Annotated in this window: 16 protein-coding genes; 6 read left to right on the top strand and 10 right to left on the bottom strand. The window is 67.1% G+C overall.

What is annotated here, in order from left to right; translation table 11 throughout:
* Positions 1-161 precede the first annotated feature (161 nt).
* The 3 genes from AC1ZV1_RS29525 to AC1ZV1_RS29515 form a co-directional block, all read right to left on the bottom strand.
* On the bottom strand, positions 162-1,001 hold the full coding sequence (locus AC1ZV1_RS29525) for an acyl-CoA thioesterase (protein ID WP_484294845.1): 840 nt from the start codon (positions 999-1,001) through the stop codon (positions 162-164).
* 78 nt (positions 1,002-1,079) lie between these two features.
* Entirely contained in the window at positions 1,080-2,108 is a 1,029-nt protein-coding gene (locus tag AC1ZV1_RS29520; protein ID WP_484294844.1) for a DUF5924 family protein, read from the bottom strand.
* Positions 2,109-2,221: 113 nt separating this feature from the next.
* Entirely contained in the window at positions 2,222-3,130 is a 909-nt protein-coding gene (locus tag AC1ZV1_RS29515) for a LysR substrate-binding domain-containing protein (RefSeq protein ID WP_413349444.1), read from the bottom strand.
* 204 nt (positions 3,131-3,334) lie between these two features.
* Between AC1ZV1_RS29515 and AC1ZV1_RS29510 the strand changes: the two genes are divergently transcribed.
* From AC1ZV1_RS29510 to AC1ZV1_RS29485, 6 genes are all read left to right on the top strand, one after another.
* On the top strand, positions 3,335-4,132 hold the full coding sequence (locus AC1ZV1_RS29510) for a carbon-nitrogen hydrolase family protein (RefSeq protein ID WP_484294843.1): 798 nt from the start codon (positions 3,335-3,337) through the stop codon (positions 4,130-4,132).
* Between the two features lie 182 nt (positions 4,133-4,314).
* Positions 4,315-5,808, top strand: a complete 1,494-nt coding sequence (locus AC1ZV1_RS29505; protein ID WP_484294842.1) for an aldehyde dehydrogenase — start codon at positions 4,315-4,317, stop codon at positions 5,806-5,808.
* A gap of 172 nt (positions 5,809-5,980) precedes the next feature.
* Positions 5,981-7,363, top strand: coding sequence for an aspartate aminotransferase family protein (locus AC1ZV1_RS29500; RefSeq protein WP_484294841.1), 1,383 nt, complete (start codon positions 5,981-5,983; stop codon positions 7,361-7,363).
* A gap of 356 nt (positions 7,364-7,719) precedes the next feature.
* On the top strand, positions 7,720-8,766 hold the full coding sequence (locus AC1ZV1_RS29495) for an ABC transporter substrate-binding protein (protein ID WP_484294840.1): 1,047 nt from the start codon (positions 7,720-7,722) through the stop codon (positions 8,764-8,766).
* A gap of 66 nt (positions 8,767-8,832) precedes the next feature.
* Complete coding sequence (locus AC1ZV1_RS29490) at positions 8,833-10,224, top strand: purine-cytosine permease family protein (RefSeq protein WP_045214047.1); 1,392 nt, start codon at positions 8,833-8,835, stop codon at positions 10,222-10,224.
* Positions 10,221-11,333 (top strand): class II histone deacetylase, encoded by a 1,113-nt coding sequence (locus tag AC1ZV1_RS29485; RefSeq protein WP_484294839.1) that lies wholly within the window; start codon positions 10,221-10,223, stop codon positions 11,331-11,333. Before AC1ZV1_RS29490 ends, AC1ZV1_RS29485 begins: the two co-directional genes overlap by 4 nt.
* A 296-nt stretch (positions 11,334-11,629) precedes the next feature.
* On the opposite strand, the gene fdhA is transcribed toward AC1ZV1_RS29485, so the two are convergent.
* The 7 genes from fdhA to glyA form a co-directional block, all read right to left on the bottom strand.
* Entirely contained in the window at positions 11,630-12,829 is a 1,200-nt protein-coding gene (gene fdhA / locus AC1ZV1_RS29480; protein ID WP_017521542.1) for a formaldehyde dehydrogenase, glutathione-independent, read from the bottom strand.
* Between the two features lie 381 nt (positions 12,830-13,210).
* Entirely contained in the window at positions 13,211-14,068 is an 858-nt protein-coding gene (locus tag AC1ZV1_RS29475; protein ID WP_015479628.1) for a formyltetrahydrofolate deformylase, read from the bottom strand.
* A gap of 55 nt (positions 14,069-14,123) precedes the next feature.
* On the bottom strand, positions 14,124-14,759 hold the full coding sequence (locus AC1ZV1_RS29470; RefSeq protein ID WP_484294838.1) for a sarcosine oxidase subunit gamma: 636 nt from the start codon (positions 14,757-14,759) through the stop codon (positions 14,124-14,126).
* 176 nt (positions 14,760-14,935) lie between these two features.
* Entirely contained in the window at positions 14,936-17,956 is a 3,021-nt protein-coding gene (locus AC1ZV1_RS29465) for a sarcosine oxidase subunit alpha (RefSeq protein ID WP_484294837.1), read from the bottom strand.
* Positions 17,956-18,285, bottom strand: a complete 330-nt coding sequence (locus tag AC1ZV1_RS29460) for a sarcosine oxidase subunit delta (protein ID WP_484294836.1) — start codon at positions 18,283-18,285, stop codon at positions 17,956-17,958. The genes AC1ZV1_RS29465 and AC1ZV1_RS29460 overlap by 1 nt, the downstream gene beginning before the upstream one ends.
* A gap of 13 nt (positions 18,286-18,298) precedes the next feature.
* Positions 18,299-19,549, bottom strand: a complete 1,251-nt coding sequence (locus tag AC1ZV1_RS29455) for a sarcosine oxidase subunit beta (RefSeq protein ID WP_401091535.1) — start codon at positions 19,547-19,549, stop codon at positions 18,299-18,301.
* A 114-nt stretch (positions 19,550-19,663) separates the two neighbouring features.
* Positions 19,664-20,917 carry a serine hydroxymethyltransferase gene (gene glyA / locus AC1ZV1_RS29450; protein WP_484294835.1) on the bottom strand — a complete coding sequence of 418 codons (1,254 nt, stop codon included), beginning with the start codon at positions 20,915-20,917 and terminating at the stop codon, positions 19,664-19,666.
* Positions 20,918-21,036: the final 119 nt, after the last annotated feature.

The following is a 21,036-nucleotide window of genomic DNA, read 5'->3' as shown; positions in this document are numbered from 1 at the left end:
CCATGTGCCGGGCTTTTTCATGCGCCTCTTTTCGCCGCAGGGAAGGGGCGAGAGTGAGCACCTACGTAGGATGGGTGGAGCTTGCGATACCCATCGCTCGCTGTTGCAGGAATTGACGGGTATCGCTTCGCTCCACGCCATCCTACGAAGCGCGAAGCGGCTTATTCCTTGTAGTAAACGATCTGGTTGCTGGTCGCCAGCAGCGCGCCGGATTCGCTCCACAGCTGCGCGCTCTGGTCGAAGAAGCCGTTGCGGAATGCCTGGGCGCGGGCGTCGCCGAGCAGGTAGCCCGCGCCGATGTCGGCCATCTGCGCAGTGTCGGTGTGGAAGTAGGTGGTGATCGACACGGTGCCGGCCGGCACCGGAGTGGCGCGGCGCAGCCAGATGCGCGGGTAGAAGATGTCGCTCATCGCCGCCAGGGACAGGAAGTCCAGCGGACGGTCCTGGGCGTCGCGCAGCCAGAGCTGGCTGCGGCTGGTCTCGCCGCTGCCGTCCCACGTGCTGGGAAAGGCACCGGAGACCGGGCGCATCTCGTACTGCTTGGGCCAGGCCACGCCCTTGGCGGCGGGGCTCATCGGCTCGAAGTCGCTGGGCGGAGCGAAGTCCGGCGCGGGGATGTCGGTCAGGCTCCAGGTCTCGCGGCGCAGCGCGGCGACCAGGGTGGCGGTGGTGGTGACCTGCTGTTCGCCGGCCTCATCGGCCTGGGTCAGTTGCAGCAGCCAGTGCTGGGTGGAACGGTTGGTGCGCACCGGCACGGCTTCGACCTGGAAGGCGCCGGCCACGACCGCCGCAGCGTAGTTCACCGTCAGTGAAACCGGGCTGCCGAGCAACTGCGGATGGCGCAGCGCGCCCTGCAGCAGGACCGCGGCGGTGACGCCGCCGAAGGGGCCGACCATGTTCCAGTAGTCCTGGCTGGTGTGGCCTTCGTAGAGGTTGGGCTGGCCGGCCACGGGTTGCAGGGCCACGGCGCGGTCGAACGGGTGCAGGGCGGTATCGGTCATGACTCTCTCGGCGCTTTTTGTTCTGGGGAGAGGGTCTTGTAGGGGAAAGCGCCGAGGTGGGTCAAGCGAACCGAAGGGTCAGGGTGTGACCTCGAACCGGAGCGTACCGATGACTTGCCCGGCTTCCGTGAGCACCTGCACCTGCCAGTCGCCGCTGGGGTCGGTGGGGAAGTTCTGCTTGTGCGTCCAGGCACGGTAGCCGGCCTCGCGGCCGCCCTTGATGTCCAGGGCGATGCGGTCGACTTCCTGGCCGTTCAGGCGCCAGGCGTGGTAGATGCGCTCGTTCAGCCCGCGCGGAGCGTTGATCGCGGTGTAGGCGTAGAGCCCCTGGTTCTTGATCTGCGCGACGCTGACCGTGTCCAGGCTGTCGCCGGGGGTGCGCTGGGCATTGTCGAAGCTCTCGGTCACCGCCATCTCGGTCATCCACAGGGTCGACGGCGGCACCCAGGCGCGGGCGAACCAGCCGACTGCGCCGATGGACAGGGTCAGGCCGACGAGGGCGAACCAGCGCCACCACTTGTGGATCTTCACCGTCACCGCCAGGCTCGGGAAGGACAGCAGCACGGCGATGCCCAGCGCCGCCTGGTAGCTCTGCGGGGTGCTCAGGTGGAGGATGATCGGCAGCGCGGTGAGCAGCACCGCGAACAGCGTCAGGGTGTGGTAGCCGAGGAAGGTCCAGCGCCGCACCGACAGCCACTTGTAGTAGATCGGGTCGGTGATTGCCATCAGCCCGGCCATTGTCAGCACGCCGGTGAACAGGGCCTGGCCGCTGTTCCAGGTGGTAGTGACGAAGAAGAACGGCAGGCAGAAGAACAGGCTTTCCTGGTGGATCAGCTGGGTCGCGTAGCGCAGCAGGCCCGGCGGCACTTCCCAGCCGAAACGACTCTTGAAGCGCTTGGTCAGCAGGTTCTCCAGCATCAGCCAGATCCAGCTGACCAGCATGACGATGGCCATGGCGCGGGCGAAGCCGGCGCGGTGGCGGTCCACCATGATGAAGCTGAAGACCCCCGAGCAGAAGCCGAACAGGGCAATCACACGCGGGTAGCGCTGCAGCAGGCCGAGGACAAGGGTGATCAGGCGCTGCACGCGCTCTTTCCAGATGAGCATGGGGCGGGGAGGCATTACGGATTGGGGGCGAGATTGTAACCCCGGATGTCGCTGCGGGGCACGGGGAGTGACGGGAGGGGCGCGCCGCGCTTGCACGCGCCGGGTGAAAAGCCTCAGTGCTTCCCGCTCAACTCCTCCCGCGCATAGTCGACGAACAGCTGCGCCGGCTTGGTCAGCTGGGCGCGCTTGAGCCAGGCGGCGACCAGGCCGGAGGTGCTGACCTCTTCGGCGACGTCCACCGTCACGACTTTCTTGCCGTCGTAGGTGCATTCGGAATGCGGGCGGGTGACCAGCAGGGAGAAACCGAAGCCCTGGCCGACCATGCCGCGCACCATCTCGATCGATGGCGAACTGAAGGCGATGTGTGGGTTCAGTCCCAGCTCCTCGAAGATGCGCACGAAGTAGGTGCGACTGGGCTGTACGTCCAGCAGGATCATCGGCTCCAGCACCAGGTCGCGCAGGGACACCTTGTCCTGCTTGGCGAAGCGATGGTTCTCCGGCAACAGCGCGTAGGGGCGCTGGGCGGGCATCAGCGGGTCGGTGGCGATGGTCGCGTCGAGGTCGTGCTCGTAGAGCAGCGCCAGGTCGAAGCGGCCGGCGGTTAGGCCCTGCACCAGCTCCTGCTGCTCGCCGTCGCTGATGCGGATTTCCACGCCGGGATAGCGCTCGCGGAAGCCCGAGATCAGGCGCGGCAGGTAGAGCGGGGCGACCGTCTCGAAGCAGCCGATGTCGATCTGCCCGGCCACCACGTCGTTGTCCGCGAGGGCGTTCTGCTCGAACTCGTGGGCCATGCGCAGCAGTTCCTGCGCCTTGCGGTAGAAGCGCGCGCCACTGGGGGTGAGCGACACGCCCTGGGCGTGATGGCGGATGAACAACTGCACGCCGAAGCTCTCTTCCAGCCCCTTGATCGCCGTGGAAATGGACGGCTGCGCGATGTACAGCTTGCGTGACGCCTCGGCCACGCTGCCGCATTCCACGGTGGTCACGAAATACTTCAATTGCCGCAAGGTATAGGAAGCCACTGCACGCCTCGTTGATGCTTTTTTATACAAGATACCGCGTTGTGCTGGCCGGCGGGGGCGGGCCATGGCGAAGATTTTCCTCGCCGGGAACCACATTTTTCATGGCCTTGGCCGCCTGCTGCGTCCCTCCGGGCGCGGGCATACTCCAGCACAGTCACTGCACGCACCCTGCACATCCCGTACACGCAGCCTGGAGTAACGCTCATGCGCATGGCCCTTTGGCAGACCTGCGGCCTCCCCGGCGATGTCGCCGGCAACCTCGACCAACTGGAGCGCCAGGCCGGCGCTGCGGCCGCCGCCGGCGCGCAACTGCTGCTCTGCCCGGAGCTGTGGCTGGGCGGCTACAACGTGCCGCAGCGCATGAACGAGCTGGCCGAGGCGGCGGACGGGCCGTCGGCCGGGCGCATCGGCGAGCTGGCGCAGCGCTTCGGGCTGGCCATTGCCTATGGCTACGCCGAGCGCCATCCGCAGGGCGGCAAGCCGTACAACGCGGTGCAGGTGATCGGCCCGACCGGCAGCGCCCTGGGCCATTACCGCAAGGCGCACCTGTTCGGTGCCATGGAGCGCGAGGTGTTCAGCGCCGGCGATGTGCTGGAAGCCCCGTTCGACTACGCCGGCTGGCGCATCGGCCTGCTGGTGTGCTTCGACGTGGAATACCCCGAAGCGGTGCGCACCCACGCGCTGAACGGCGCCGGGCTGATCCTCATCCCCACCGCGCTGACCCCCGAATACGGTGCGGTGCCGGGCGTGATTGTCCCGGCACGGGCGGTGGAGAACCAGCTGTTCGTCGCCTACTGCAACCACTGTGGTGTAGAGGACGGGCTGGCCTTCCTCGGCGCCTCCTGCATCGTCGCCCCCGATGGCGAACGCCTGGCTGCCGCCGGGCCCGCGGAGAGTCTGCTGGTCGTCGATCTGGACCCGCAGCAGCGCGTCCGCCAGGCCGCGACTTTCCCCTACCTGCCGTGCCGTCGCCCCGAGCTGTACGGTGTGCTGACCCGCTGAATACGGGCCCTGCAGCGGTGCGCCGGTGTGCACCGCGACGGCGCGCCGCGCTCCGGACAGGTGCATCGCTGCCCAGCTTTTTCATATAGGCCGAAGACAAATTTAATAATTTTCCTTGGCAAGGCCTTGGGCGACCATCCCATCCACATTCCAACAACAACGATCCTTTTCGGAGTGCCCTGGTGTACGAGCTCAACGATTGGCGGCAGCGTGCTGCCCGGCAGACCTTCATCGACAGCGCGCTGATCGGCGGCCGCCGCGTGGCCGCGCAGGACGGCGCGACCTTCGCGGCCATCGACCCGGCGACCAATCGCCTGCTGGCCAATGTCGCCGCCTGTGGCGCGGCCGAGATCGACGCCGCCGTGCGCATCGCCCGCCAGGCCTTCGAGACCGGCCCCTGGGCGCGCATGGCGCCGCGTGAGCGCAAGGCCGTGCTGCAGAAGCTCGCCGAGCTGATGATGGCCCACCGCGACGAGCTGGCCCTGCTCGACACCCTGAACATGGGCAAGCCGGTGATGGACGCCTGGAACATCGACGTCCCCGGCGCCGCCGGCGTGTTCTCCTGGTACGCCGAAAGCCTCGACAAGCTCTACGACCAGGTCGCCCCGACCGCGCAGAACGCCCTGGCCACCATCACCCGCACGCCGCTGGGCGTGATCGGCGCCGTGGTGCCGTGGAACTTCCCCCTCGACATGGCCGCCTGGAAGCTGGCGCCCGCGCTGGCCGCCGGCAACTCCGTGGTGCTCAAGCCCGCCGAGCAGTCGCCGTTCTCCGCCCTGCGCCTGGCCGAGCTGGCGCTGGAAGCCGGCATTCCCGAAGGCGTGCTGAACGTCGTCCCGGGCCTGGGCGAAGCCGCTGGCAAGGCGCTGGGCCTGCACCCGGACGTGGATGCCCTGGTGTTCACCGGTTCGACCCAGGTCGGCAAGTACTTCATGCAGTATTCCGCGCAGTCCAACCTCAAGCAGGTCTGGCTGGAGTGCGGCGGCAAGAGCCCGAACCTGGTGTTCGCCGACTGCCGTGATCTCGACCTCGCCGCCGAGAAGGCCGCCTTCGGCATCTTCTTCAACCAGGGCGAAGTCTGCTCGGCCAACTCGCGCCTGCTGGTCGAGCGTTCGATCCACGACGAGTTCGTCGAACGCCTGATCGCCAAGGCCCGCGACTGGACCCCGGGCGATCCGCTGGACCCGGCCAGCCGCGCCGGCTCCATCGTCGACAGCAAGCAGACCGCCGGCATCATGGCCTGCATTGACCGCGCCCAGGGCGACGGCGCGCAGCTCGCCTGCGGCGGCCGCCAGCTGAGCTTCAATGGCTCGGACAACTTCATCGAACCGACCATCTTCACCGGCGTGCGCCCGGAGCAGTCCCTGGCCCGCGACGAAGTGTTCGGCCCGGTGCTTGCAGTCATCCCCTTCGACAGCGAAGAGGAAGCCGTGCGCCTGGCCAACGACAGCATCTACGGCCTCGCCGCTTCCCTGTGGAGCGACGACCTGCACCGTGCCCACCGCGTGGCCCGCAAGCTGAACGCCGGCACCGTGTCGGTGAATACCGTCGACGCGCTCGACCCGGCGATTCCGTTCGGTGGCGGCAAGCAGTCGGGCTTCGGCCGCGACCTGTCGCTGCATTCCTTCGACAAGTACACGCAGCTCAAGACCACCTGGTTCCAGCTGCGCGACTGAATGAAAGACAGGCCGCCGGGGTCGCGCCCGGCGCCTGAGCAACACCCGAATTCCTAACCGAACCGTTCGAGACGGCCGGTGAGACTGCCTAGGTAAGTCCGTCGCCCTCGATCCCCTGAAGACCCCTCAGGCCGGCTGCCGGAGCACCGCCGAGGGATAGAGGAGAAAGTCGATGACCGACCAGAAGAGAGCGCCACGTGATACCCGCGAATACCAGAAAGCGGACGCGGCCCACCACATCCATGCCTTCCTCGACCAGAAGGCGCTGAACGCCGAAGGCCCGCGCGTCATGGTGCGCGGCGAAGGCCTGCACCTCTGGGACAATGACGGCAACCGCTACCTGGACGGCATGTCCGGCCTGTGGTGTACCAACCTGGGCTACGGCCGCAAGGACCTGACCGCCGCCGCCGCCGCCCAGCTGGACGAGCTGCCGTACTACAACATGTTCTTCCACACCACCCACCCGGCGGTGATCGAACTTTCCGAGACCCTCTTCAGCCTGCTGCCCGACCACTACAGCCACGCGATCTACACCAACTCCGGCTCCGAGGCCAACGAGGTGCTGATCCGCACCGTGCGCCGCTTCTGGCAGATCGAAGGCAAGCCGCAGAAGAAGATCATGATCGGCCGCTGGAACGGCTACCACGGCTCCACCCTGGCGGCCACCGCGCTGGGCGGCATGAAGTTCATGCACGAGATGGGCGGCCTGATCCCGGACATCGCGCACATCGACGAACCCTACTTCTTTGCCGCCGGCGGCGACCTGACCCCGGCCGAGTTCGGCCGTCGCTGCGCGCTGCAGCTGGAAGAGAAGATCCTCGAACTGGGCGCCGACAACGTCGCCGGCTTCATCGCCGAACCCTTCCAGGGCGCTGGCGGCATGATCTTCCCGCCGGAAAGCTACTGGCCGGAAATCCAGCGCATCTGCCGTCAGTACGACGTGCTGCTGTGCGCGGACGAAGTGATCGGCGGTTTCGGCCGTACCGGCGAGTGGTTCGCCCACCAGCACTTCGGCTTCCAGCCTGACACCCTGTCCATCGCCAAGGGGCTGACCTCCGGCTATATCCCCATGGGCGGCCTGGTGCTGAGCAAGCGCATCGCCCAGGCGCTGGTGGAAGAGGGCGGTGTGTTCGCCCACGGCCTGACCTACTCCGGCCACCCGGTGGCGGCAGCGGTGGCGGTGGCCAACCTGCGCGCGCTGCGTGACGAGGGCTGGGTGAATGCGGTGAAGAACGACACCGGTCCGTACCTGCAGCAGTGCCTGCGCGAAGTCTTCGGCAACCACCCGCTGGTGGGCGACATCCAGGGCACCGGCTTCGTCGCCGCGCTGCAGTTCGTCCAGGACAAGGCCACCCGCAAGCGCTTCGACAATGAAAACGACATCGCCTGGCGCTGCCGCACCATCGGCTTCGAGGAGGGCGTGATCATCCGTTCCACCCTCGGCCGGATGATCATGGCCCCGGCGCTGGTCGCCGGACGTGCCGAGATCGACGAACTGGTCGACAAGACCCGCCGCGCGGTCGACCGCACGGCCCAGGAAATCGGCGTGCTGTAACGGCACGCGCTTCCGCTTTTTTGTGGGAGCGACTTTGCCCGCGAAACATCGGCGCTAGCGCGTTCCCTCTCCCCCGCCCTCTCCCTGAAGGTAGAGGGAGTTGTCCGTGCCGGCTGACACCGTAATTTCAGCCGGCGCCGATCCAGTTCCCTCTCCCTTCAGGGAGAGGGTTAGGGAGAGGGGCTCTTCCCGAGGCACTGTTCGCAAGCAAGCTCGCTCCTACGAAAAGCTGAAATACCCAACAACAACGCCGCGAGCGCAAAGACGCCCGCGCGATGGAACCCTTTTGTCCGGCTTCTGGCCGGGAGTACTGCCCAGCAACACAACAACGCCAATCCGGCTGTGGGAGTCGTTCCATGAAAGTGTCCTTGCTCACGCGTGTATCTCTAACCTGTGCTCTCGCCGCTGCTGTCGGCAGCGTTAACGCACAGCCCCAAAGCATCACCGTCATCTCCTTCGGCGGCGCCACCAAGGCGGCCCAGGAGCAGGCCTACTTCAAGCCCTTCGAGGCCAGCGGCGCGGGCAAGATCGTCGCCGGTGAGTACAACGGCGAGATGGCCAAGGTGAAGGCCATGGTCGATGTCGGCAAGGTCACCTGGGACGTGGTCGAGGTGGAGAGCCCCGAGCTGCTGCGCGGTTGCGAGGAAGGCCTGTTCGAACGCATCGACCCGGCGGCCATCGGCGAGGAGAAGAACTTCGTCCCCGGCACCCTCAGCGAGTGCGGCGTGGCCACCTACGTCTGGTCCATGGTCATGGCCTACAACGGCGCCAAGGTCGCCAAGGCCCCGCAATCCTGGGCCGACTTCTGGAACACCGCCGAATATCCGGGCAAGCGCGGCCTGCGCAAGGGCGCCAAATACACCCTGGAGATCGCCCTGCTGGCTGATGGCGTGAAGCCCGAAGACCTCTACAAGGTGCTCGGCACCAAGGAAGGCGTCGACCGCGCCTTCGCCAAGCTCGACCAGCTCAAGGGCAACATCCAGTGGTGGGAAGCCGGCGCACAACCGCCGCAGTGGCTGGCCGCCGGTGACGTGGTGATGAGCGCCGCCTACAACGGCCGCATCGCCGCCGCGCAGAAGGAAGGCGTGAAGCTGGGCATCGTCTGGCCGGGCAGCCTGTACGACCCGGAATACTGGGCCGTGGTGAAGGGCACCCCGAACAAGGCCCTGGCCGAGAAGTTCATCGCCTTCGCCAGCCAGCCGCAAACCCAGAAGACCTTCTCCGAGAACATCCCCTACGGCCCGGTGCACAAAGGCACGCTGGACCTGCTGCCGGCGGACGTGCGCGACGCGCTGCCCACCGCGCCGGCCAACCTCGAAGGCGCCCGCTCGGTGGATGCGGCCTTCTGGGTCGACCATGGCGAAGAGCTCGAACAGCGCTTCAACGCCTGGGCCGCCCGCTGATCCTTTCCTGATCCAAGCCCGGCGCTCGCGCCGGGCCTGCCTTGCCAACGACGCGTGAGAAACACAATGACAACGACGCAAAACCAGGCGACGACGCTGGAGCTGAGCACTATCCAGCCCATCGCCGCACACGAACGACACGGCCGCGCCCGCGACCTCTTCACCATCTGGTTCGGCAGCAACATCATGCTGCTGACCGTGGTTACCGGCGCCCTGGCGGTGACCGTGTTCAAGCTGCCGTTCTTCGCCGCCGTGCTGGCGCTGGTGCTCGGCAACCTGGTGGGTGGCGTGTTCATGGCTCTGCACTCGGCCCAGGGCCCGCAGCTGGGTGTACCGCAGATGGTGCAGACCCGCGGCCAGTTCGGCTCCTTCGGCTCGCTGCTGGTGGTCGCTCTGGTGGTCATCATGTACCTGGGCTTCTTCGCCTCGAACCTGGTGCTCGGCGGCCAGGCGCTGCACGCGCGCTTCGAGGTCATCGGCACCAACACCGGCATCCTGCTGGTGGGCGCGATCAGCGTGATCGCCACGGTGTTCGGCTACCGCCTGATCCACGGCTACACCCGCGTGATGTCCTGGCTGTCCGGCGCGGTGCTGCTGGTCAGCTTCGTCTGGCTGGTGTTCGTCCACGGCCTGCCGGCGGACCTGCTGCAGCGCAATGAGAACAACATCCCCGGCTTCCTCGGCGCGCTGTCGATCGCCGCGCTCTGGCAGCTGGCCTATGCGCCCTACGTCTCCGACTACTCGCGCTACATGCCGCAGGGCACCGGCGCGCGCACGGCGTTCTGGTCGAGCTACTGGGGCTGCTGCCTGGGCTCGATCCTGCCGATGCTGCTGGGTGTGCTGGTCGGCCTGTCGGTGGGCGAGGGCGACGTCATCGCCGGCCTGATCGAGATGACCGGCGGCTTCAGCGCCATCATGGTCGCGGTGTTCTCCATCGGCATCGCCGCTACCAACTCGATGAACCTGTACTGCGGCACCCTCTCGGCCATCACCGTCGGCCAGACCCTGCTGCCGTCCTGGTCGGCCCAGGCCGGCTGGCGCGCGGTGATTGCCCTGGCACTGTTCAGCGGCTCGCTGGCCATCGCCCTGCTCGGCCAGGACAACTTCATGGCCAACTACACCAACTTCATCCTGCTGCTGCTCTACGTGCTGGTGCCCTGGAGCGCGATCAACCTGGTCGACTACTACCTGGTTGCCCACGGCGAGTACGACGTGCTGTCGTTCTTCCGGCGTGACGGCGGCATTTACGGCACCTTCAACTGGACCGCGGTGAACTGCTACATCCTCGGCATCCTGGTGCAGGTTCCGTTCATGTCCACCGCGCTCTACACCGGTGCTGCCGCACAGGCCATGAACGGTGCGGACATCTCCTGGGTCGTCGGCCTGGGCGTGGTCTCGCCGGTCTACTGGCTGTTCAGCCGCAAGCGCCAGCGTGCCCTGAAGGCGGCCCGCGCATGAGCCGTCGTACCGGGTTCTTCTTCGACGAGCGCTGCTTCTGGCACGCGACCGGGCTGCACGCTTTGATCCTACCCGTCGGTGGCTGGTTGCAGCCGCCGGTGGGCGGCGGTCACGCCGAGTCGCCGGAGAGCAAGCGCCGGCTGAAAAGCCTGATGGACGTCTCCGGGCTGAGCAGCCAGTTGCAGCTGTCCAGCGCGCCGCCGGCCAGCGAGGAAGACTTGCTGCGGGTGCACCCGGCCAGCTACCTGGAGCGCTTCAAGGCCTACAGCGACGTCGGCCATGGCGACATGGGCGAAGAGACCATGGTCAGCCATGGCACCTACGACATCGCCCGGCAGTCCGCCGGCCTGACCATTGCCGCGGTGGACGCGGTGCTGCGCGGTGAGCTGGACAACGCCTACGCGCTGTCCCGTCCGCCGGGCCACCACTGCCTGCCGGATCGCGGCATGGGCTTCTGCTACCTGGCGAACATCGCCGTGGCGGTGGAGACGGCCAAGGCGCGCCATGGCATCCAGCGCGTGGCGGTGCTGGACTGGGACGTGCACCACGGCAACGGCACCGAGGCGATCTTCTATGGCCGCGATGACGTGCTGACCCTGTCGATCCACCAGGCCGACTGCTATCCCACCGGCACCGGTGCGGTGGACGACATCGGCGAAGGTGCGGGCACGGGCTACAACCTCAACGTGCCGCTCTATCCGGGCAGCGGCGACGACGCCTATCGCGTGGCCATGGAGACGATCATCGTGCCGGCGCTGGAGCGCTTCCAGCCGGAGCTGATCGTGGTGGCCAGCGGTTTCGACGCCAACGGTGTGGACCCGCTGGCGCGCATGCTCGCCCACAGCGAGACTTTCCGCTTCATGACCGCCGCCGTGCGCGACGCTGCCGAGCGCCTGTGCCAGGGCCGCTTGGTGATGGTGCACGAAGGCGGCTACGCGGAAGCCTACGTGCCGTTCTGCGGCCACGCGGTGATCGAAGAAATGGCCGGCGTGCGCACCGAAGTGGTCGATCCCTTCCTGCCGATGCTCGAAGGCCAGCAGCCCGACGCGGACTTCCGCGCCTTCCAGCGCCAGGCGCTGCAGCGGATGGCGGCGAAGCTGCTGGGCTGAAGCCCGCCAAGTCGCGGTGGTTTCCGCACTACGGCCTGTTTGCATTTGTAGGATTGCCAGGAAGGCGACTTCAACTGTCCCACGCCCAGGTCCTGACGGCTCTGGTGTAGGAGCGAGCTTGCTCGCGAACCCGCCCAACGCTGGTGCAACCGGGGAATCCGTTCTCGAGCAAGCACTGGGCGTCCCCCGCGCTCCTACAGGTGAAACTGTGCCAACGCGAAGGCAAAAAAAGGGAGCCTTGCGGCTCCCTGGAGAGACGGCCGCGCAGGGGAGCGCGGCCGGGAACAACGGAGCCGTCAGGCGGCGCGGAACAGGTTGTGCGGGTCGATGACGAATTTCTTCGGCACCCCGGCATCGAACTCGCCGTAGCCTTTCGGCGCGTCGTCCAGGGTGATGACTTCCACCCCGACGACGTCGGCGATCTTGATGCGGTCCCACATGATCGCCTGCATCAGCTGGCGGTTGTACTTCATCACCGGGGTCTGGCCGGTGTGGAAGCTGTGCGACTTGGCCCAGCCCAGGCCGAAGCGGATGCTCAGCGAGCCCTGCTTGGCGGCCGCGTCCACCGCGCCCGGGTCCTCGGTGACGTAGAGGCCCGGAATGCCGATCTTGCCGGCCACCCGCACCACACCCATCAGCGAGTTCAGCACGGTGGCCGGTGCCTCGTGCTGCGAGCCCGAGTGACCGTGGCCACGGGCTTCGAAGCCCACCGCGTCGACCGCGCAGTCCACTTCCGGCTCGCCCAGCAGATCGGCGATCTGCTCGTGCAGCGGGGTGTCCTTGGACAGGTCGGCGATTTCGAAGCCCTGCGCCTTGGCGTGGGCCAGGCGGGTCGGGTTGACGTCACCGACGATCACCACGGCGGCGCCCAGCAGGCGGGCCGAAGCGGCAGCGGCAAGGCCAACCGGACCGGCACCGGCGATGTAGACGGTACTGCCCGGACCGACGCCGGCCGTCACTGCACCGTGGTAGCCGGTGGGGAGGATGTCGGAAAGACAGGTCAGGTCGCGGATCTTCTCCATCGCCGCGTCGCGGTTGGGCAGGCGCAGCAGGTTGAAGTCGGCGTAGGGAACCATCACGTACTCGGCCTGGCCGCCGACCCAGCCGCCCATGTCGACGTAGCCGTAGGCGCCGCCGGCACGGGCCGGGTTGACCGTCAGGCAGACGCCGGTGTGCTGCTCCTTGCAGGTGCGGCAGTGGCCACAGGCGACGTTGAACGGCACCGAGACCAGGTCGCCGATCTTCATGGTTTCCACGCCACGGCCGATCTCCACCACTTCGCCGGTGATCTCGTGGCCCAGCACCAGGCCTTCGGGCGCGGTGGTACGGCCGCGCACCATGTGCTGGTCGGAGCCGCAGATGTTGGTGGACACCACGCGCAGGATCACCCCGTGGTCGATCTGCTTGCCCTGCGGGTCCTGCATCTTCGGATAGGGGATGTTCTGAACTTCGACCTTGCCCGGGCCGAGATAAACCACACCACGATTGCCAGACATACGCATTCCTCATTGTGTTTGTGGGTACAAAGGCGGGCCTTGCGGCGCGCGGTTTTGCACTGGGATGTCGTGTGTTGCGCGACAGGGCCGGTACATACTGCTGGCAGCCGGCGGGTCTGTCGGTGTTGCTCGGTGGTCGGGAGCGGGCTTCAAGACCCTCTCCCCAACCCTCTCCCTGAAGGGAGAGGGGGCTTGTTCGGTGTGGCCGGATGGCACAGAGCCCAGCCTCGCTCGGATATCCCCTCTCCCTTCAGGGAGAGGGCCAGGGAGAGGGCGCTCTACATCGCGCGCCACACTCCGAGGTGACACGTAGGGCGGATGAGCCCCATCCATCCGCCGTTGCAGGCGTCATGGCATCCGCCCTACAGGTACGGGCTGTGCTTACAGCACCACCGTCCGGTTGGCATTCAGGAACACGCGTTTCTCGATGTGATAGCCCACGGCTTTCGCGAGGGTCAGGCACTCCACGTCGCGGCCCTTGGCGATCAGGTCCTCGGGGTAGTGGGCGTGGTCCACGGGCTCGACGCCCTGGGCGATGATCGGGCCCTCGTCGAGGTCGTTGTTGATGTAGTGAGCCGTGGCGCCGACCAGCTTCACGCCCTTCTGGTAGGCCTGGTGGTAGGGCTTGGCGCCCTTGAAGCCGGGCAGCAGCGAGTGGTGGATGTTGATCGCCCAGCCGTCCAGGCGGCGGCACAGTTCGGGGGACAGCACCTGCATGTAGCGGGCGAGAATCACCAGCTCGGCGCCGGTTTCCTCGATCACCTGCCAGACCTTCGCCTCCTGCGCGCCCTTGTCGTTGGGGTCGAGGGCGAAGTGGTGGTAGGGGATGCCGTGCCAGCGCGCCAGCGGTTCCAGATCCGGGTGATTGGAGACCACCGCCACCACGTCCATCGGCAGCTGGCCGATGCGCTGGCGGTAGAGCAGGTCGTTCAGGCAATGGTCGGCCTTGGAGACCATGATCACCACCTTGCTGCGGTAGCCCGGCGGAGTCAGTTCGACGTTCATCTGGAAGGGCGATACGCGATCGGCGAGGCCGGCGCGGAAGGCTGCCTCGTCGAAGCCGTCGCCGGCGCGGAATTCGATGCGGATGAAGAAGCGCTGCGCCAGGCGATCGTCGAAGGAGTGGTGCTCGGTGACGTAGCAGCGCTGTTCGAACAGGTAGCGCGTGACCACGTCCACCGTGCCCAGCAGGCTCGGGCTGTCGGCGGTGAGAATCCAGGTATCGGGGGTGCGGCTCATGGTCTGACTCCGAAGGATTTCCCCTCGCCAAGGCAGCGAGGGGAGTCGACGCCTGTTACGCCGCTATCTGCAGGCCGTACTCGGCGCAGGCGTCCTGCAGCCACAGCCAGATGTAGTCGGAGAAGCTGCGGCGCACCACCAGCTCCCAGGTATGCTCGCCGGTATGGCGGATCACCAGCTGGGACTTGGCGAAGTTCGTACCCACCGCTTTGCCCACCGGGAAGTTGCTCGGGTGCACGTCGTAGCCGGTGGACTTCATCAGCACTTCGCGGACCTTGGCGCCTTCGAGCTCCAGCAGGGTCTGGCCACCGCTGACGTTGATCACCGAGTAGTGCAGGTCCTCGCCGAGGGCTTCGCGCAGGCGCTGCTCGACGGCGAATTCCTCGCCACCGGGGACGATCAGCAGCCACTCGTCCGGGCCGAGCCACTGCAGCGAGGTTTCGCCCTTGGCCACCAGGCCCAGGGCCACCGGCAGCTCCAGGCCCAGGGCCTTGTGCACACCACCGGCGAAGGCCGGGTCGTGGGCATCGCCACGCAGGGTCAGGTGGCCGAGGAATTTCTTCTCGCGCAGGGTCACGCCGGCGTTGGCCACCTTGCGCGCGGCGAGCTTGTCCAGCTCGGCGTGGTGCAGGGGGGATTCGGCCGGGATGCCATCTGCGGGGCGTTGCTGGTAGAGGTTGGCTTTGCTCATTCGTATTCACCTTGGGGCGTCGTGCGCCCTGGAAGCCTGTCTGCCCTCTCCCTAACCCTCTCCCTGAAGGGAGAGGGGATGTCCGTGTGTGTTGATACACGGTGCCATCCGGGAGCTTCAGTCACTCCCTCTCCCTTCAGGGAGAGGGCGGGGGAGAGGGGCGAACCCCCCTCCGATCAATCCACGTTCTGCCGTTCGCCTTTCGGGTCGTAAAACACCGAGCTGCAGATTTCCGCTTCGATCACGCGGCCGTCCGCCAACGGGGCGTAGACCTTCTCGCCCAGGCGCTTGAGGCCGCCCTTCACCACCGCCAGCGCGAAGCTGTAGCCCAGGCTGCTGCTCATGTAGCTGGAGGTGACGTGGCCGACCATGGTCGCCGGGACGGTGTGCTGCGGGCTGAACAGCAGCTGCGCGCCTTCGGGCAGCAGGTCCATCGGATTGGTGGGCTTGAGGCCTACCAGTTGCTTGCGGTCCTCTCGCTGGCAGTCGGCGCGGTTCATGCCGCGCCAGCCGATCCAGGAGAACGGCTTGGTGCGACCCACCGCCCAACCCATGTTCAGGTCGTCCGGGGTGACCGAGGCATCGGTGTCCTGGCCGACGATGATGAAGCCCTTTTCGGCGCGCAGGACGTGCATGGTCTCGGTGCCATAGGGCGTCAGGTTGTACTTCGCGCCGGCGGCGATGATGGCCTCCAGCACACCCATGGCGTAGTTGGCCTGGATGTTCACCTCGTAGGACAGCTCGCCGGTGAAGGAGATGCGGAACACCCGTGCCGGTACGCCGGCGACCTTGCCTTCCTTCCAGGTCATGAAGGGGAAGGCGTCCTTGTCCAGGTCGATGTCGGTGACCTCGGCCAGCAGCTTGCGGCTGTTGGGGCCGGACAGGGTGAGGGTGGCCCAGTGGTCGGTGACCGAGGTGAAGTACACCTTCAGCTCCGGCCATTCGGTCTGGTGGTACAGCTCCAGCCACTCCAGCACGCGCGCCGCGCCGCCGGTGGTGGTGGTCATGACGAAGTGGTTGTCGGCCAGGCAGGCGGTCACGCCGTCGTCGAAGACCATGCCGTCTTCCTTGCACATCAGGCCGTAGCGGGCCTTGCCCACGTCCAGCTTGGTCCAGGCGTTGGTGTAGACGCGGTTGAGGAACTCGCGGGCGTCCGGGCCCTGGATGTCGATCTTGCCCAGGGTCGAGGCGTCCAGCAGGCCGACCGACTCGCGCACGGCGCGGCATTCGCGGGCCACGGCGGCGTGCATGTCTTCGCCGCGCTTGGGGAAGTACCACGGGCGCTTCCACTGGCCGACGTCCTCGAACTCGGCGCCGTTCTTCACGTGCCAGGCGTGCAGGGCGGTGAAGCGCACCGGTTCGAACAGGTGGCCGCAGTGACGGCCGGCGACGGCGCCGAAGGTCACCGGGGTGTAGTTCGGGCGGAACATGGTGGTGCCGGTGTCGGCGATGCTCTTGCCCTGGGCGCGGGCGGCGATGGCCAGGCCGTTGATGTTGCCCAGCTTGCCCTGGTCGGTGCCGAAGCCCAGCGCGGTGTAGCGCTTGACGTGCTCGATGGACTCGAAGCCCTCGCGGCAGGCCAGTTCGATGGCGGCGGCGGTGACGTCGTTCTGGGTGTCGACGAACTGCTTGGGCGCCCGCGCCGTGGTTTTCTCGTGGGGCACCTGGAACAGCGCCAGGGTGGCGTCCTCGGCGCGCTCGGCGACCACCGGCAGCTCGCCGGCGACGGACTTGAAGCCGCCGTCGACAGCCGCCTGGCTGCCGGCCTGGTAGCCGTCGGCCAGGGCATCGGCGAGGCGGAACACGCCGTTCACCGCGCCGGCGCAAATGCGCTTCTGGAAGGCCAGACCCGGAACGAAGGCGAGGATGTCCTCGCGCCATTCCGGCTTGCCGCCCAGGTGCGAAGCCAGGTGCACCACCGGGCTGTAGCCGCCGGAGCTGGCGATGAGGTCGCAGTCCAGCCACTCGCCGGGCGCGGTCACCTTCAGGCGGAAGGTGTCGATGGGAGCGATTTTCGCGCCGCTCACGCGCTTGCTGCCGCGTGCCTCGATCACCGCGCTGCCGGTGATGACGCGCATACCGCGCTTGCGCGCTTCCTCGACCCATTCGCCGCGCGGATTGGGGCGGGCGTCGGCGATGGCGACCACCTGCAGACCGGCTTCCTGCCAGTCCAGGGCGACGCGGTAGGCGTAGTCGTTGTTGGTGGACAGCACCAGTTTCTTGCCCGGTGCCACGCCGTAGCGGCGCACGTAGGTGGAGACAGCGCCGGCAAGCATGTTGCCCGGCACGTCGTTGTTCGCGTAGACCAGCGGGCGCTCGTGGGCGCCGGCGGCGAGCACCACGCGGTTGGCCCGGACGCGGTGCACACGCATGCGCACCTGGCCCAGTGGGGCGGTCTCGCCGAGGTGGTCGGTGCGGCGCTCGTGGATGGTGAGGAAGTTGTGGTCGTGGTAGCCGTTGACCGTGGAGCGCGGCAGCAGGATCACGTCCGGGTTGCCTTGCAGTTCGGCGATGGCCGTGGCCACCCACTCCTCGGCCGGCTTGCCGTCGAGGGTCTCGCGGGTGTCGAGCAGGCTGCCGCCGAACTCTTCCTGTTCGTCGGCGAGGATCACCCGCGCACCGCTGCGCGAGGCGGCCAGTGCGGCGGCGAGGCCGGCGGGGCCGGCGCCGACGATCAGCACGTCGGCGTGGTGGTTCATCCAGTCGTAGCTGTCCGGGTCGACTTCGGTGGGCGCACGGCCCAGGCCCGCGGCCTTGCGGATGTACTTCTCGTAGGTCAGCCACATGGACTGCGGGTACATGAAGGTCTTGTAGTAGAAGCCGGGCGGCATCATCTTCCCGCCGACCTTGCCGAAGATCCCCATGAGGTCGTTCTGCACGTTCGGCCAGCCGTTGGTGGCGGTCGCCACCAGGCCGTTGTACAGGGCCTGCTGGCTGGCGCGCACGTTCGGCACCTGGGTGGATTCGCGCGAGCCGATCTGCAGGATGGCGTTGGGCTCTTCGGCGCCGGCGGCAACGATGCCGCGCGGGCGCGAGTACTTGAAGCTGCGGCCGAGGATATCGACGCCGTTGGCCAGCAGGGCGGCGGCCAGGGTGTCACCGGCGAAGCCCTGGTAGCTCTGGCCGTTGAAGCTGAAGGTGAGCGGCTTGTTGCGGTCGATGCGACCGCCACGGGACAGGCGATTGATCTGGCTCATTAGGCCTTCTCCACGGCGGGCTGGACGGCGGATTTCTTCTCGGCATCGGCAGCAGTGACGCTGGGTTTTTCGCCGATCTTGTAGGTTTCCAGAATCTCGTAGGTCACGGTGTGGCGGGTGACGTTGAAGTACTGGCGGCAGCCGGCGGCGTGCACCCACAGCTCGTGGTGGATGCCGCGCGGGTTGTCGCGGAAGAACATGTACTCGCCCCACTCGGCGTCGGTGCAGGCGGCCGGATCGAGCGGGCGCGGGATGTGCGCCTGGCCCTTGGCGTGGAATTCCTCTTCGGAACGCAGCTCGCCGCAATGAGGGCAGAAGATATTCAGCATGGTCGTGGCCCTCTTAGTGCGCGACGGCGGCGGCGCCGTGTTCGTCGATCAGCGCGCCGGTGTGGAAGCGTTCGATGGAGAAGGGCGCGGCCAGCGGATGCGGCTCGCCCTTGGCGAGAGTGGCGGCGAAGACGTTGCCCGAGCCGGGGGTGGCCTTGAAGCCGCCGGTGCCCCAGCCGCAGTTGAAGAACAGGTTCTTCACCGGGGTCTTGCCGATGATCGGGCAAGCGTCCGGGGTGGTGTCGACGATGCCGCCCCACTGGCGGTTCATGCGCACCCGCGAGAGCACCGGGAACATCTCGACGATGGCCTGCAGGGTGTGCTCGATCACCGGGTAGGAGCCGCGCTGGCCGTAGCCGTTGTAGCCGTCGATGCCGGCGCCGATGACCAGGTCGCCCTTGTCCGACTGGCTGATGTAGCCGTGCACGGCGTTGGACATGATCACGCTGTCGATGATCGGTTTCAGCGGCTCGGACACCAGCGCCTGCAGCGGGTGCGACTCGATCGGCAGGCGGAAGCCGGCGAGCTTCGCCATGTGCCCGGAGTTGCCGGCGGTGACCACGCCGACGCGCTTGGCGCCGATGAAGCCGCGGTTGGTCTCGACGCCAATGACCACGCCGTCCTGCTTGCGGAAGCCGATCACTTCGGTCTGCTGGATCAGGTCCACGCCCAGGGCGTCGGCGGCGCGGGCGAAGCCCCAGGCCACGGCATCGTGACGGGCCACGCCACCACGGCGCTGCACGGTGGAACCCATGACGGGGTAGCGGGCGCTTTTGGTGCAGTTCAGGTAGGGAATCTCTTCGGCCACCTGCTGGGCGTTGAGCAGTTCGCCGTCCACGCCGTTGAGGCGGTTGGCGCTGACGCGGCGTTCGCCGTCGCGCATGTCCTGCAGGGTGTGGCAGAGGTTGTAGACCCCGCGTTGGGAGAACATGACGTTGTAGTTCAGGTCCTGGGACAGGCCTTCCCACAGTTTCATGGCGTGTTCGTAGAGCAGCGCCGACTCGTCCCACAGGTAGTTGGAACGCACGATGGTGGTGTTGCGCGCGGTGTTGCCGCCACCCAGCCAGCCCTTCTCGACCACCGCGACGTTGGTGATGCCGTGCTCCTTGGCCAGGTAGTAGGCCGTGGCCAGGCCGTGCCCGCCGCCGCCGACGATGATCACGTCGTAGACCTGTTTGGGCGTGGGCGTGCGCCACATGCGCTGCCAGTTCTCGTGGTGGCTCAGGGAATGCTTGAACAGGCCGAAGCCGGAGTAGCGTTGCATGGGGTGCTCCTGATTGTTCTTGTCGCCGTGGCTGCTCTTGGTAGGAGCGAGCTTGCTCGCGAATGAGTTGTCGGGATCGCGAGCAAGCTCGCTCCTACAGACGGCTGAAATTTCTCAACGGTAGACCGGGAAGTCCGCACACAGGCCGGCGACCTGGGTGGCCACCTTGGCCTCGACGTCGGCGTCGCCCAGGTGGTCCAGCACGTCGCTGATCCAGCCGGCCAGCTCGCGGCACTGTTCTTCCTTCAGTCCGCGGGTGGTCACCGCCGGGGTGCCGATGCGGATGCCGGAGGTGACGAATGGGCTCTGCGGGTCGTTCGGCACGGCGTTCTTGTTCACGGTGATGCCGACACGGCCCAGGGCGGCGTCCGCTTCCTTGCCGGTCAGGCCCTGCTTCACCAGGCTGATCAGCATCAGGTGGTTGTCGGTGCCACCGGAAACCACGTCGTAGCCGCGCGAGAGGAACACCTGGGCCATGGCCTGGGCGTTCCTGATCACCTGGGCCTGGTAGTCCTTGAAGCCGGGCTCCAGCGCTTCCTTGAAACACACCGCCTTGGCGGCGATCACGTGCATCAGCGGGCCGCCCTGGGCGCCGGGGAAGACGGCGGAGTTGAGCTTTTTCTCGATCTCTTCGTTCTTGCGAGCGAGGATCAGACCGCCGCGCGGGCCGCGCAGGGTCTTGTGGGTCGTGGTGGTGACCACATCGGCGTAGGGCAGCGGGTTCGGGTACAGGCCCGCGGCGACCAGGCCGGCGACGTGGGCCATGTCGACGAACAGCAGTGCCCCGACCTTGTCGGCGATGGCGCGGAAGCGCGGGAAGTCGAGGGTCTTGGAGTAGGCGGAGAAGCCGGCGACGATCATTTTCGGCTGGTGCTCCACGGCCAGACGCTCGACCTCGTCGTAGTCGATCAGCCCGGTGTCGGTGTTCAGGCCGTATTGCACGGCGTTGTACAGCTTGCCGGAGGAGGAGACCTTGGCGCCGTGGGTCAGGTGGCCGCCGTGGGCCAGGCTCATGCCCAGGAGGGTGTCACCCGCATTCAGCAGCGCCAGGTAGACGGCGGCGTTGGCCGAGGAGCCCGAGTGCGGCTGCACGTTGGCGTAGTCGGCGCCGAACAGCTGCTTGGCGCGATCGATGGCCAGTTGCTCGACCTTGTCCACATGCTCGCAACCACCGTAGTAACGCTTGCCCGGATAGCCTTCGGCGTACTTGTTGGTCAGCCCGCTGCCGTGGGCCTGCATGACGCGCTTGCTGGTGTAGTTCTCCGAAGCGATCAGCTCGAGGTGGTCCTCCTGGCGCGCTTCCTCGGCATCCATCGCCGCGAGCAGTTCGTCGTCATAGCCCTGGATCTGGTCGTGCTTGCTGAACATCGCTGGTCTCCCTGCGGCGCGGTGGAGCGCCATGGCTGGTGCGGGACGCAACTGGCCCCCTTGGCAGCGATGGTATGACTGGCCCTGTCGGTCCAGATGCCTGCGCACGTCGCGGGAAG

The sequence above is a fragment of the Pseudomonas sp. BB438 genome, assembly GCF_057180225.1.
This window is presented reverse-complemented; position numbering and strand designations above follow the sequence as displayed.

Excerpts from the sequence above, each read along its gene's own strand:
- fdhA (WP_017521542.1), bottom strand. The coding sequence starts at position 12,829 with ATGTCTGGCAATCGTGGTGTGGTTTATCTCGGCCCGGGCAAGGTCGAA.
- glyA (WP_484294835.1), bottom strand. The coding sequence starts at position 20,917 with ATGTTCAGCAAGCACGACCAGATCCAGGGCTATGACGACGAACTGCTC.
- AC1ZV1_RS29525 (WP_484294845.1), bottom strand. The coding sequence starts at position 1,001 with ATGACCGATACCGCCCTGCACCCGTTCGACCGCGCCGTGGCCCTGCAA.
- AC1ZV1_RS29520 (WP_484294844.1), bottom strand. The coding sequence starts at position 2,108 with ATGCTCATCTGGAAAGAGCGCGTGCAGCGCCTGATCACCCTTGTCCTC.
- AC1ZV1_RS29465 (WP_484294837.1), bottom strand. The coding sequence starts at position 17,956 with ATGAGCCAGATCAATCGCCTGTCCCGTGGCGGTCGCATCGACCGCAAC.
- AC1ZV1_RS29490 (WP_045214047.1), top strand. The coding sequence starts at position 8,833 with ATGACAACGACGCAAAACCAGGCGACGACGCTGGAGCTGAGCACTATC.
- AC1ZV1_RS29485 (WP_484294839.1), top strand. The coding sequence starts at position 10,221 with ATGAGCCGTCGTACCGGGTTCTTCTTCGACGAGCGCTGCTTCTGGCAC.
- AC1ZV1_RS29500 (WP_484294841.1), top strand. The coding sequence starts at position 5,981 with ATGACCGACCAGAAGAGAGCGCCACGTGATACCCGCGAATACCAGAAA.
- AC1ZV1_RS29460 (WP_484294836.1), bottom strand. The coding sequence starts at position 18,285 with ATGCTGAATATCTTCTGCCCTCATTGCGGCGAGCTGCGTTCCGAAGAG.
- AC1ZV1_RS29510 (WP_484294843.1), top strand. The coding sequence starts at position 3,335 with ATGCGCATGGCCCTTTGGCAGACCTGCGGCCTCCCCGGCGATGTCGCC.
- AC1ZV1_RS29470 (WP_484294838.1), bottom strand. The coding sequence starts at position 14,759 with ATGAGCAAAGCCAACCTCTACCAGCAACGCCCCGCAGATGGCATCCCG.
- AC1ZV1_RS29455 (WP_401091535.1), bottom strand. The coding sequence starts at position 19,549 with ATGCAACGCTACTCCGGCTTCGGCCTGTTCAAGCATTCCCTGAGCCAC.
- AC1ZV1_RS29475 (WP_015479628.1), bottom strand. The coding sequence starts at position 14,068 with ATGAGCCGCACCCCCGATACCTGGATTCTCACCGCCGACAGCCCGAGC.
- AC1ZV1_RS29495 (WP_484294840.1), top strand. The coding sequence starts at position 7,720 with ATGAAAGTGTCCTTGCTCACGCGTGTATCTCTAACCTGTGCTCTCGCC.